10 protein-coding genes are annotated in these 13,154 nt (G+C 65.4%); 3 read left to right on the top strand and 7 right to left on the bottom strand.

Annotated elements, in window-relative coordinates; genetic code table 11:
- Window position 1: 1 nt before the first annotated feature.
- The 3 genes from J2X62_RS11925 to J2X62_RS11915 form a co-directional block, all read right to left on the bottom strand.
- Complete coding sequence (locus J2X62_RS11925) at window positions 2-451, bottom strand: hypothetical protein (protein WP_045841259.1); 450 nt, start codon at window positions 449-451, stop codon at window positions 2-4.
- Window positions 452-492: 41 nt separating this feature from the next.
- Window positions 493-1,344, bottom strand: coding sequence for a 3-methyl-2-oxobutanoate hydroxymethyltransferase (panB, locus tag J2X62_RS11920; protein WP_032368131.1), 852 nt, complete (start codon window positions 1,342-1,344; stop codon window positions 493-495).
- Between the two features lie 143 nt (window positions 1,345-1,487).
- Window positions 1,488-3,212: an NAD+ synthase gene (locus J2X62_RS11915; RefSeq protein ID WP_310180772.1), complete on the bottom strand. Its 1,725-nt coding sequence runs from the start codon at window positions 3,210-3,212 to the stop codon at window positions 1,488-1,490.
- Window positions 3,213-3,295: 83 nt separating this feature from the next.
- Here J2X62_RS11915 and J2X62_RS11910 point away from each other — a divergent pair, with 83 nt between their 5' ends.
- The 3 genes from J2X62_RS11910 to J2X62_RS11900 all read left to right on the top strand — a co-directional run bounded on the left by J2X62_RS11910 (window position 3,296) and on the right by J2X62_RS11900 (window position 9,493).
- Window positions 3,296-4,861, top strand: a complete 1,566-nt coding sequence (locus J2X62_RS11910) for an alpha/beta hydrolase (RefSeq protein WP_310180769.1) — start codon at window positions 3,296-3,298, stop codon at window positions 4,859-4,861.
- Window positions 4,862-4,962: 101 nt separating this feature from the next.
- Complete coding sequence (gene glnA, locus J2X62_RS11905) at window positions 4,963-6,303, top strand: type I glutamate--ammonia ligase (protein WP_027497412.1); 1,341 nt, start codon at window positions 4,963-4,965, stop codon at window positions 6,301-6,303.
- A gap of 142 nt (window positions 6,304-6,445) precedes the next feature.
- Window positions 6,446-9,493, top strand: a complete 3,048-nt coding sequence (locus J2X62_RS11900; protein WP_032382797.1) for a bifunctional [glutamine synthetase] adenylyltransferase/[glutamine synthetase]-adenylyl-L-tyrosine phosphorylase — start codon at window positions 6,446-6,448, stop codon at window positions 9,491-9,493.
- On the opposite strand, the gene J2X62_RS11895 is transcribed toward J2X62_RS11900, so the two are convergent.
- From J2X62_RS11895 to J2X62_RS11880, 4 genes are read right to left on the bottom strand one after another with little or no spacing between them, the layout of a single operon-like run.
- Entirely contained in the window at window positions 9,490-10,473 is a 984-nt protein-coding gene (locus tag J2X62_RS11895) for a glycine betaine ABC transporter substrate-binding protein (protein ID WP_032382798.1), read from the bottom strand. The two genes, J2X62_RS11900 and J2X62_RS11895, sit on opposite strands and share 4 nt — an antisense overlap.
- Window positions 10,473-11,258, bottom strand: a complete 786-nt coding sequence (locus tag J2X62_RS11890) for an ABC transporter permease (RefSeq protein ID WP_027497409.1) — start codon at window positions 11,256-11,258, stop codon at window positions 10,473-10,475. The genes J2X62_RS11895 and J2X62_RS11890 overlap by 1 nt, the downstream gene beginning before the upstream one ends.
- Complete coding sequence (locus J2X62_RS11885) at window positions 11,255-12,451, bottom strand: ABC transporter ATP-binding protein (protein WP_027497408.1); 1,197 nt, start codon at window positions 12,449-12,451, stop codon at window positions 11,255-11,257. Before J2X62_RS11885 ends, J2X62_RS11890 begins: the two co-directional genes overlap by 4 nt.
- Complete coding sequence (locus J2X62_RS11880) at window positions 12,444-13,094, bottom strand: ABC transporter permease (RefSeq protein ID WP_027497407.1); 651 nt, start codon at window positions 13,092-13,094, stop codon at window positions 12,444-12,446. Before J2X62_RS11880 ends, J2X62_RS11885 begins: the two co-directional genes overlap by 8 nt.
- Window positions 13,095-13,154: the final 60 nt, after the last annotated feature.

Raw genomic sequence — 13,154 nt, 5'->3', positions numbered from 1 at the left:
CCTAGAAACCGACCAGACCGGAGGCCAGATCCGGGATGTCGAGGGAGCGGATGGCCTCGTCCCGTACGTCCGAGCACGTTTCCTTCGTGATGTCGTCGACGAGCGCGCGATTCTGCACCACCTGGAGGTTGATGACGCCGCTCTGCGCAGCCCAGGTCTGCACCAGAATGTTCAGACCGCCGCGACCGAGAGTGGGGCCCTGCACGCGCCAATTCGACAGCTGCGCCTCGAGATCGGTGCACAGCTGCTGCTTCTGGGCATCGGTGACAGCCGCTCCCGCAGGAGTCGTCGTCGCCACCGTCGTGCTCGGAGCGGTCGTCGTGGTCGACGACGAACCGGTATTGGTCGTGTCGGTGCTGCATGCCCCCACTACGGCGAGAAGCGCAGCCGCACCGACCAGTGCGACTGCGCTTCGTCCTGCAATGGACGTCGTACCCCGTCTGATTGTCATGGCCCGAGTGTGCCATCCGAACCGGGATCAGACGACGACGGTCAGTAGCTGTGTTCGGGTCCGGGGAAGACTCCCGAGCGCACCTCGGACATGTACGTGGTGGCTGCGGTGCGCAGCGAATCGCCCACGTCGGCGAACTTCTTGACGAACTTGGCGGTCTTGCCGTTGGTGTATCCGGCCATGTCCTGCCACACGAGAACCTGAGCGTCGCATTCGTTGCCCGCTCCGATGCCGACCGTCGGGATCGTGAGCTTGCGGGTGACCTGGCCGGCGATGTCGGCGGGGACCATCTCCATGACGACGGCGAAGGCACCTGCCTCCTGAACGGCGATGGCGTCGGCGACGAGTTGTTCGGACGCGTCACCGCGACCCTGAACGCGGAATCCGCCGAGAGTGTTGACGCTCTGCGGGGTGAATCCCACATGAGCCATGACGGGGATACCGGCAGCGGTGATGGCGGCGATCTGCGGTGCGACCCGCTCGCCGCCCTCGAGCTTCACCGCGCCTGCGAGGCCTTCCTTCATGAAACGAACAGCGGTTTCGAGTGCCTGCTGCGGTGAGGCTTCGTAGGTACCGAAGGGCAGATCTGCGACGACGAGCGCGTGCGGTGCGCCGCGTACCACTCCACGTACGAGAGGAAGCAATTCGTCCACGGTGATCGGCACGGTGGTGTCGTAGCCGTACACGACGTTGGCCGCGGAGTCGCCGACGAGAAGCACAGGCACGCCGGCTTCCTCGAAGATGCGGGCACTGGAGTAGTCGTACGCAGTCAGCATTCCCCAACGCTCACCCTCTGCCTTCATCTGCAGCAGATGGTGGGTACGGGTCTTGCGGGTCAGCGCGGTCGCCGGAGATTCGGTTGAGGAACCGCCGTACACAGCATTTTCGGACATCTTTGTCCCTTTCTGGTCCTCGAGGCCCGCGCGGCGGGTCCCCGGGATGGGGTGTGATGACGTGAACAGTCTGCCACCGCCCTTCCCTCGCAGGAATGCTGGTAGGGAGTGCAATTTGTCACAGTCGAGGCAACAGCTGATCGTCACATCGGGGGCTCGTACGCGCCCCTCCCGACCGTGATCGGCATCCGGCGATCGCATCCGAACGCCCGCGAGGTGACCTTGGTGCCGATCGGATACTGCCGCCGCTTGTATTCCGCCGTGTCCACCTTGCGCACGATGTCAGCCACGACGGACGCGTCGAAACCCGCCGCGACGATGTCTGCGACGCCCTGATCGTGGTCGACGTACCGAAACAGGATGGCGTCGAGGGTGTCGTAGTCGGGCAGTGAATCGGTGTCGAGCTGACCCGGCCGAAGCTCGGCCGAGGGCGGCTTGTCGATGCTCGACTCGGGGATCGGCGGGACGTCTCCGCGGTCGATCGCGGACTCGTTGCGCCAGCGCGCCAATTCCCAGACCAGCGTCTTGGGCACGTCCTTGATCGGCGCGAAGCCGCCGACCGCGTCGCCGTAGATCGTCGAATATCCCACCGCCAGTTCGGACTTGTTCCCGGTGGCAAGGACCAGATGCCCGAACGTATTGGACAGTGCCATCAACACGATTCCCCGGCATCTCGCCTGGACGTTCTCCTCGGCCACGCCGGTCAGGTGCAGCTGGTCGACGAAGCCGGCGACCAGCTGGGAAATCGGTTCGGTTCGAAAGTGAATGCCGGTGCGCGCGGCGAGATCCTCGGCATCGATGCGCGAATGCTCCGAGGAGAACTCCGAGGGCATCGACACTGCGTACACCGCGTCAGCGCCGAGGGCATCGACGGCGATGGCGGCGACGACCGCCGAATCGATTCCACCGGACAGACCGAGGGTGACCGCACGAAAGCCGTTCTTGTGCACGTAATCTCGTAGCCCGGTCACCAACGCGCCCCACACCTGTTCCTCGGTGCCGAGGGGCTGAGCCAGGGACGGCTCGGTACGCTGCCAGCCGCTGATCGCGACGTCGGGCAGAGCGACGCGATCGATCGTCCAGCCCGCCACCGCGGGGGAGTCCGCGACCGGATCCGCGGGGGCATCCACGTCGACGATCAACAGGTGCTCGACGAATTGCGGAGACCGGCCCCACGTCGAGCCGTCGGGACCGAGCACGAGACTTCCCCCGTCGAACACCAGCTCGTCCTGACCACCGACCGCGTTCACGTACGCGATGGGGGTCCCGATCTCGGTGGCTCGGCGCTGGACGACAGAGTGGCGAATCGTGTCCTTCCCCTGCTCGAAGGGACTCGCGTTGAGGCACAGCAGCAGATCGACTCCGGCCGAGGCGTAGGCGGCCACGGATCCGCCGGGTTGCCAGATGTCCTCGCACACAACGAGTCCGAGTCGCACGCCGTTGACCGTCACGATGCTCAACCGGGAGCCGGGCGCGAAATAACGTGCCTCGTCGAACACCCGGTAGGTGGGCAATGAATGCTTGTCGTACCGAGTTGCGACCCGGCCGTCGACGATCACCGCCGCGCTGTTTCTCGAGCCCTCGACATCGCGGTCGAGATACCCGACCACGACGATGCGGTCGCCGCACCCCGCTCGGTCCAGGGACTCCGCCAGCCCCGTCAGTGCCCGCGCCGATGCCGCGGCGAACGACGGATTCAGCGCCAAATCCTCGACCGGATACCCGGTCAGGGCCATCTCCGGAAACACGACCACGTTGGCACCGTCATGGGCGGCACGGACGGTCCATTCGACGATCGCCGCCGCATTCGCTTCGAGATCGCCGACGACGGGATTGATCTGGGCGAGGGCGAGTCTGAGGGCCTGCACCGTGTAGACGCTAGTGCTCGACGGCCATCCCTGCCGGGCAGCGAGAATGGAGTGTGGCAGGAAAGACCTGGCACGATCGACTCATGAGAACGCGCACCACTACGTCGGTCGTGGCACTGTCCGCAGTCGCCCTCGTCCTCGCCGGCTGCTCCGCGCCCGGGCCCGGTGCCGACCCCGATCCGTCCACCGCGTCCGACTCCACGTTCTCGGCTCCCGCCGGTCCTGTTCCTGCGGGGCTCGAGGCGTTCTACACCCAGAATCTGCAGTGGGAATCGTGCGAGTCCTACAACACGGATGGATCCGAGCTCGGCGATGCAGTCCAATGCGCCCGAGTGACCGTGCCACTCGACTACGCCGATCCGGGCGGCAAGACCATCGACATCGCGATCTCTCGCACTCAGGCGACGGGGGAGAAGATCGGGTCGATCCTGATGAACCCGGGCGGTCCGGGATCGTCGGGGCTCTACCTCGCCGAGCAAGCCGACGGCACCCCGATCGCCGACCGGTTCGACCGCATCGGATTCGATCCACGTGGAATCGGGGCCTCCGAACCCGAAGTGCGCTGCCTGACGTCCGAGGGAGTCGACGAAGAGCGTCGGGAACCGGACGTCGACGTCAGCCCGGAAGGGATCGCCGCCACCGAAGCCGATCATCGTGACTACGCGGCGCAATGTGTCGAACGCACCGGGGCCGACGTGCTCGAACACGTCGGCACCCGTGAAGTCGTCCGCGACATGGATGTCATCCGCGCAGTGCTGGGCGACGAGAAGCTCACCTACGTCGGGTACTCGTACGGGACACGCATCGGTACCGCCTACGCCGAGGCGTTCCCGTCGAACGTCCGGGCCATGGTGCTCGACGGAGCACTCGATCCCGACCAATCGCCCGTCGACGAGGCCGTCGCCCAGGGTGCGGCGTTCCAGACCGCGTTCGACCAGTTCGCTGCGGACTGTACGCAGACGGATACCTGTCCGCTCGGCACCGATCCGTCCCAGGCCGTGGCGCAGTTCCGGGCCTTGGTCGACCCGCTGGTCGACACGCCCGCCGACACCACCGATCCGCGCGGACTGAGCTACGACGACGCGATCACCGGAGCGCAACAGGCGCTGTATTCACCGCAGCTCTGGCGCTTGCTGCGAGCCGGACTGAGCGAACTGCGAGAGGGCAGGGGAGACACACTGCTGCGCCTCGCCGACACCTACTCCGGACGGCTCGAGGACGGTAGCTACACCAACATCGACGACGCGTTCAACGCCGTCCGATGCGTCGACGGCCCGCCGACCACCGACCGGGGGGAGGCCGACGAGGCCGACGCCAGGTTCCGAGCGGCAGCGCCGTACCTCGACGACGGCCGCTCCACCGGGAACGCGCCGCTGGATCTGTGTGCGTTCTGGCCGGTGCCGAACACAAGCGAGCCCCACATCGTGGAGGCGGAGGGGCTGCCCACGCTGGTGGTGGTCTCGACGACGAACGATCCGGCGACGCCCTACCAAGCGGGCGTGGAACTGGCCGACCAGCTGCGCGGCGACCTGGTCACCTACAACGGCACCCAACACACGGTGGCGTTCTCGGGAGTGGAGTGCATCGACGATCCGCTGACGAACTACCTCGTGGACCTCGTCCCACCAGGCGAAGGGCTGGTCTGCTGACACGTACCTCACCGGGCGCGCGGTGAGCGGAGAGTTCCACGAAGTGAGACTGAATTCACGATGTAACACAGATTTAACTCCGTTTGCTTACTCTCGCGTTCATGGATCGTCAAAAGGAATTCGTGCTCCGGACTCTCGAAGAGCGCGACATTCGTTTCGTCCGCCTCTGGTTCACCGACGTCCTCGGGTACCTCAAATCGGTGGCCATCGCGCCCGCTGAACTCGAAGGTGCATTCGACGAGGGAATCGGCTTCGACGGCAGCGCCATCGAAGGATTCGCCCGCGTCTCCGAGGCCGACACCGTCGCCAAGCCGGATCCGTCGACGTTCCAGATTCTGCCGTGGTCGACCAGCAAGGGTCACCAGCACTCTGCCCGCATGTTCTGCGACATCGCCATGCCCGACGGCTCGCCGTCCTGGGCCGATTCGCGCCACGTGCTGCGTCGCCAGCTGAGCAAGGCTGCCGACCTCGGATTCAGCTGCTACGTGCACCCCGAGATCGAATTCTTCTTGCTCAAAGACGCTCCCCAGGACGGCTCACCGCCGACCCCGGCAGACAACGGCGGCTACTTCGACCAGGCCGTGCACGACTCGGCTCCGAACTTCCGCAGGCATGCCATCGACGCGCTCGAGTCGATGGGCATCTCGGTCGAGTTCAGCCACCACGAGGCAGCGCCGGGCCAGCAGGAGATCGATCTGCGGTACGCGGACGCACTGTCCATGGCCGACAACATCATGACCTTCCGCTACGTGGTCAAGGAAGTCGCCATCGAAGAGGGCGTGCGCGCGACGTTCATGCCCAAACCGTTCAGCGACCAGGCCGGCTCGGCGATGCACACACACATGAGTTTGTTCGAGGGCGACGCCAACGCCTTCCACAACCCGGACGATCCGATGCAGCTGTCCGAAACCGGCAAGTCCTTCATCGCCGGCATCCTCGAGCACGCCAACGAGATCAGTGCCGTGACCAACCAGTGGGTCAACTCGTACAAGCGTCTCGTGCGTGGTGGCGAAGCCCCGACCGCTGCATCCTGGGGACCGGCCAACCGGTCGGCATTGATTCGTGTGCCCATGTACACCCCGAACAAGGCGTCGTCGCGACGCGTCGAGATTCGTAGCCCCGATTCGGCCTGCAACCCGTATCTCGCGTTCGCGGTGCTGCTCGCGGCAGGCCTGCGCGGAATCGAGAAGGGGTACACCCTTCCTCCCGAGGCCGAAGAAGACGTGTGGGCATTGACCTCCGCGGAGCGTCGCGCCATGGGCTACAAGGAACTGCCGGGCAACCTCGACCAAGCGCTCAACGCGATGGAGGGTTCCGAGCTGGTCGCAGAAGCACTGGGCGAGCACGTGTTCGACTTCTTCTTGCGCAACAAGCGTCGCGAGTGGGAGGAATACCGCAGCCACGTCACGCCGTACGAGCTGAGGGCATACCTCGGTTTGTAGAGCAGCGGGGTCTGTAACGACCCACCGCTGCCATGGGCTACGTTCTAGTCGATCCCGAATGTAGGTTCGATGCCGGCGTGGGCACCCTCGCGTCGCATTACTGACGACGAGGTATATCTGTGGCACCCCGAGGTGGATTCTGATGGTGCGTCCTCCCACTTCCAGGTCGGTCGTACCCGGACCTGGCCGCCTCGGTCTCGTCGAGGAGACTGCGCCGTCCGATCTGCGCACCCTGGGCTGGACGGGCGAAGAGAGTCTCGAGCTGCTGTGGTCGCTCTCGCGTGCCCCCAACGCCGATCTCGCACTGCGCACGCTGGTGCGCATGTACGAGATGCTCGGCAGTGGCTGGGCCGAATTCGACACCGCACTGCGTAACGACAAGGGATTCCGCGGCCGCCTCCTGGGACTCGTCGGCGCGTCCAGTGCACTCGCCGACCACCTCGTTGCCGACGACACCACCTGGCGGTTGTTACTGACCGCGGAAGGTCAGAGCAGCGGTGTGTCGGCGAAGATCCAGTTGCCCAGCAAGGCAACGCTGGTCGCGGAACTGCTCGAGGCCGTCGGGGCCGAGCCGGAGACCGGGCCCAATGCCGCACCCGATCTGTACCGGGCGTCCGTCACCGGCCCGCCCGCCGTGATCGCCCTGCGCAAGAAGTACCGCGACCAGATCATGGTGTTGGCCGCCTACGACCTCGCCGCGACCGTCGAGAACGAACCGGTCCTGCCGTACACGGTGGTGGGAGCTCAACTGTCCGACATGGCAGACGCGGCGCTCACTGCGGCTCTGTCGGTGGCGGTGGCGACCGTGTGCCCCGATGCCCCGTGTCCGACGCGGCTGGCCGTCATCGCCATGGGCAAATGCGGTGCGCGCGAACTCAATTACGTCTCGGACGTCGATGTCGTGTTCGTCGCCGAGCCGGCGGACTCACAGGCGAGTCGGATCGCCGGCGAGATGATGCGCATCGGGTCCTCGGCGTTCTTCGAGGTCGACGCTGCGCTTCGCCCCGAAGGTAAGCGCGGCGAGCTGGTTCGCACGCTCGACTCGCACGTGGCCTACTACAAGCGCTGGGCCAAGACCTGGGAGTTCCAGGCCCTGCTCAAGGCTCGGCCGATGACCGGCGATATCGCCCTCGGCAACGATTACGTCGATGCCGTCAATCCGATGGTGTGGCTGGCCAGTCAGCGTGAGGACTTCGTGCCCGAGGTCCGCGCGATGCGGCGACGGGTCGAGGAGATGGTGCCGACCGAGCTGCGCGAACGGGAGATCAAACTCGGACGCGGCAGTCTGCGCGACGTCGAATTTGCCGTCCAGCTCCTGCAATTGGTGCACGGCCGAACAGACGAGTCGTTGCGCGTACTGGGCACGACCGATGCCCTGACGGCTCTGACCGAGGGCGGGTACGTCGGCCGTGACGACGCCGCGAATCTGACCGCGTCCTACGAATTCTTGCGATTGATCGAGCACCGACTGCAATTGCAGCGGATGCGCCGCACACACACCCTGCCTCCACCGGACGACGAGGAAGGTCTGCGGTGGCTCGCGCGTTCCGCGCACATGCGCCCCGACGGTAACCGCGATGCGCTCGGTGTGCTGAACGCCGAGATCAAGCGCAACGCGCAGCGCATCCGTCGGCTGCACGCCAAGCTCTTCTACCGGCCGCTGCTCGACTCGGTGGTCAAGTTCGACTCGGAGACAGTGCGTTTGACCCCCGACGCGGCGACGCGTCAGCTTGCCGCGCTCGGGTACGCGACGCCGCAGAATGCGTTGGGCCACCTGCGAGCGCTGGTCGGTTCCGGTACCCGCCGCGGTCAGATTCAGGCCGTGCTGCTGCCGACGTTGCTCGAATGGCTAGCCGACACACCGGATCCCGACGCCGGACTGCTGAACTACCGACGGCTCTCGGAATCGGCCGGCGAGCAGACGTGGTTCCTGCGAGTGCTGCGCGACGAGGGTGCGGTGGCCCAGCGGCTGATGATCGTGCTCGGATCCTCGGCGTACGTGCCGGATCTGCTGATCAAGGCCCCCGAGGTCATCAGGTTGTTCGCCGACGGGCCCACCGGCCCGCGCCTGCTGGACGCCGAACCCGAAGAGACCTACCGCGCCATCCTGTCGTCCTCGGCTCGCTACGAGGACCCGGTCCGGGCAATCAACGCCGCCAGAGCGCTGCGCCGCCACGAACTGGCCCGGGTGGCCTCGGCCGACATACTCGGCATGCTCGACGTCCCTCAGGTCTGCCGGGCGTTGTCCTCGGTGTGGGCCGCAGTCATCAACGCGGCATTGGCGGCCGCTGTACGGGCGAGTGAGAAGGAGCGCGGCGAACCGGCACCGGCGACCCTGGCCGTCATCGGCATGGGACGCCTCGGCGGCGGCGAACTCGGCTACGGAAGCGACGCCGACGTGCTGTTCGTCTGTGAACCGGTGGACGGCGTCGACGAGACCGTTGCGGTCAAGTGGGCCAACACCATTGCCGATCGCATCCGGAAACTGCTTGGAGCGCCGAGCACCGACCCGCCTCTCGAAGTCGACACCGGCCTCCGCCCGGAAGGTCGCAACGGCCCGGTGGTGCGCACGCTGTCGTCCTACGCCGCGTACTACGCCCAGTGGGCGCAGGCCTGGGAGGTACAAGCTCTGCTGCGTGCGCATCAGGTGGCGGGAGATCAGGACCTGGGCATCCGCTTCCTGCTGATGGCCGACAAGGTTCGCTACCCCGAGGGTGGAGTGTCCGCCGACGCCGTCCGTGAGATTCGGCGTATCAAGGCGCGGATCGACTCCGAGCGTCTCCCCAAGGGAGCCGACCCGGCCACCCACACCAAGCTCGGACGCGGGGGACTGGCGGACATCGAGTGGACCGTACAGCTCATCCAGCTCCGCTACGCACACAAGGTCGAGTCACTGCACAACACCTCGACGCTACAAACTCTCGACGCGATCGGCGCAGCCGAGCTGATGAGTGAGACCGACATCGAGCTGCTGCGCGAAGCGTGGATCCTGGCGACCAAAGCGCGCAACGCGCTCGTCCTGGTTCGCGGTAAGCCGACCGACCAACTGCCGAGACCGGGTGCCGTCCTGTCCGCCGTCGCACAGGTGGCGGGGTGGGAGAACGGCGACGCCGGGGCATTCCTCGACAACTACCTGCGCGTCACGCGTCGGGCCAAGGCGGTCGTGGAGAGGACGTTCGGCGGGCTCTAGTCGCTGCCCGCGGTGACGAAGCCCTGCTCGACCATCCAGTCACGTGCTACGTCCGCGGGTTCCCGGCCGTCGATGTCGACCTGCTTGTTCAACTCCGAGATCGCTTCGTTGGTGAGCGCAGCGGAAATGGGCGCGGTGACCTCGGCTATCTCCGGATAGCGATCGGCGATCTCCTGCCGCACGACGACAGTCGCGTTGTATCGCGGGAAGAACGCCTTGTCGTCCTCGACCACGGTCAGGTTCAGGCCCTTGATTCGGCCGTCGGTGGTGAACACCTCACCGAATCGGCACTGCGAACCGTCCGCGGTTGCCTGGTAGATGACGCCGGTCTGCAGAATCTGCACCGAGATGGCGTTGGCGTCGAAACCGTACGTGGCGGCGAGGCCGGGGAGTCCGTCCTGGCGACTGTTGAACTCGGTCTCGACGCACAGCGACGCGGCGGCGGGATCTCGGTTCACCAGAGCGGCGTAGTCCGACAGCGTGCGCACACCGGTCTCCTGCGCGACCTGCTGATTCATGGCCAGCGCGTAGGTGTTGTCCATCGGCGCGGGATTGACCCAGTCGATGCCGTTGGCCTTGTCGGCGTCGCGCACTGCCTCGAACTGTTCCGTGGCATCGGGAATGGGCTTCTCGTTGCCCAGGTAGTTGATCCACCCGGTTCCGGTGTATTCGTAGGCGAGGTCCACCTGGCCGTTCTGCATCGCGAGTCGAACGCTCTGCGAGCCCACGATGTTGGTGAGGTCTCGAACGTCGGCACCGGCTGCGCTCAGCGCGAATTCGAGGATGTAGCCGAGGATGATCTGCTCGGTGAAGTCCTTCGATCCGACGGTGAACTCGGCACCTTCGAGCCCCTCGAGCGGAGTGATGCTGCCGGCCTCGACCGACAACGGCATCGCGCCGCCGGACTGCAATCCGCACCCCGTCAGCGCGAGAACGGTGGTGGCGGACAGCGCTGCGAGTCGTCGGGTGGTGCGCCGCATCAGCGGAGTCCTTTCGGTCCGAGGTAGGCCTCGGCGAGTGCGCCCAGCCAATCCACCAACAGCGCGAGTGCCACCGCGAGAACGGCACCCACGACGAGAATGAGTGGTTGGTTGAGCTTGTAGCCGGTGTCGATCAGCACGCCGAGCCCGCCTGCTCCGACGAGAAAGCTCAGAGTTGCGGTGCCGACGGCGAGCACGAGCGAGGTGCGCAGACCCGCCAGGATGAACGGAACCGCGAGCGGAAATTCGATGCGGCGCAGAATGCCCATGTTCGACATGCCCTGTCCGCGAGCGGCATCGATGTAGTTCGGCTCGACTGTCTGAAAGCCCAACATGGTGTTGCGCAGAACGGGGAGCAACGAATAGAACGCGATCGGGAGAACACCGGTCCAGAAACCCGTTGCGCCCGTCCACAGGAACAACAACACCAGCAAGCCGACGGCCGGTGCGGCCTGCCCGATGTTCGCGATACCGATGAACAGTGGTGCAGCCTTGCGATACCCGTTGCGAGTCAACAGAATTCCCAGAGGAACGGCGATGACGAGCACCAACGCGGTGACGACGAAGGTGATCAGCACATGCTCGAGAACCCGGGTGGAGATCGTGCTGATGTTGATCGTCTCGGCCTGCGTCGCGGTGAGGTCTCTGGTCAACGCGTAGACCAACAGAATCGCCACGATCACCAGCACCAGGGCCGGCTGGATGAGAAGACGAATTCGCTCGGCGCGCTTGGCAGTACGCGCGGCGTCCTTGGTCTCGTCGCCGGTATCGGCGAGTGTCGTCACGACGGAGTCCCAGCAGCTTCGCGCGGCTCGTCGTGATCGTTCGCGTGTTGCGACCGCAACGACTTGATGGTGTCGATCAGCACGTCGATGGTCACGGTGCCGACGTACTCGCCGCGATTGCCGGTGACGGTCGCCGTCGCATTGCCCTCGGACAGTAGAGCTTCCAGCGCATCCTGCAGGGTCGACTGGGTCGACACCAATTCTCCCATCGGCACCCCGACGTCTCGGAGGCTCCCCACACCCGCGAGGTGGCGTCGATCCGTCCACCGAATCGGGCGTCTACGGGAATCGACGATGATTCCCCAGGCTTCGGGATCCGATCCCAGCGCGGAGTTCATCGATTCCACCGAGTCGTCCTCGCCGAACACCGGCACGTCGGACAGCTCGATGTCGCGTACTCGCATTAACGTCAGCTGCTTCAACGCGGCTCCGGCTCCGACGAACCCGGCCACGGTGTCGTCGGCCGGGTTGGCGAGCACCGCCTCGGGGGTGTCGTACTGGAGGATCGTGGACTGGTTACCGAGCACGGCGATGCGGTCACCGAGCTTGACCGCCTCGTCGAAATCGTGCGTGACGAAAACGATGGTCTTGCCCAATTCTGCTTGCAGACGCATCAATTCGTCCTGCAGCAACCCGCGGGTGATGGGGTCGACGGCACCGAACGGTTCGTCCATCAACAGCACCGGGGGATCGGCGGCAAGAGCGCGTGCGACTCCGACGCGTTGCTGCTGACCGCCGGAGAGCTGCCGCGGATAACGCTGGCGATAGACCGCCGGATCGAGGCCGACGAGGTCCAGCATCTCGTCCGTGCGGTCGTCGATTCGCTTCTTGTTCCACCCGATGAGACCCGGCACCATCCCGACGTTCTGCGCAATCGTCATGTGCGGGAACAGGCCTGCCTGCTGAATGGAATAACCGATGGTGCGGCGCAACTCGTTCGGATCGATCGACAGTGCGTCCTTGCCACCGATCGTGATGCGGCCCGATGTCGGCTCGATCAGACGGTTGATCATGCGCATCGTCGTCGTCTTGCCGCAACCGGACGGCCCGACGAGTACGACGACCTCGCCCGCGGGGATGGTCATCGACACGTTGTCGACGGCAGCGAGCTTCTGCCCCGGGTAGCTCTTGGTCACGTTCTCGAGCACGATTTCCGCGCCGGAGACATTCGATGTACGGGTCGAGTCACTCACGGATACCCCTCGAGGTGGTCAGTTTGCCGATCAACACGTAGATCCCATCGAGGATCAACGCCAGCAGGACGATCAGGACAGTGCCGGTCAGAGCCTGCGGTAGAGCTGTGGGGCTACCCACGCGGGCGAGGCCCGAGAAGAGGAGGTTGCCGAGTCCGGGACCCTTGGCGTACGCGGCGATGGCGAGAATGCCCATGGCCATCTGCGTACTGACGCGCATGCCGGTGAGGATCGACGGCCACGCGAGTGGGATCTCGATGCGGCGCAACACCAGAGCGCGGCTCATTCCAATTCCGCGAGCCGCGTCGGCAACGGCCGGATCGACGGCTGCCAAGCCCACCACGGTGTTGCGGATGATGGGGAGAAGCGAGTACAGAACAAGTGCTGTCACAGTGGGTTTGACGCCCAGACCCAGCACCGGAATGAGAACTCCGAGCAGTGCGAACGACGGGATGGTGAGAACCGTACTCGCCAGGGCCGTCGCGACTGCGGAGCCCGCAGGGCTTCGGTACACGAGCACACCGATCGCCACCCCGATGACGGTTGCAATGACGACACATTGAATGACGGCCGACACGTGGAGATACGAATCGATCGCCAACTGCCTTCGCCGCCCGACAATGAAGTCCCACAGAGCGTCCATGCAGTTGTAGTCCTCTGTTCGGCTGAGCGCGGATGCTTTTCTGTACCCCGTCGTTACCCA

Source organism: Rhodococcus sp. 3258 (genome assembly GCF_031456475.1).
GTDB classification, from domain to species: domain Bacteria; phylum Actinomycetota; class Actinomycetes; order Mycobacteriales; family Mycobacteriaceae; genus Rhodococcoides; species Rhodococcoides fascians.
The sequence above is the reverse complement of the archived record's forward strand: the minus strand, read 5'-3'. Positions and strand labels throughout refer to the sequence as shown.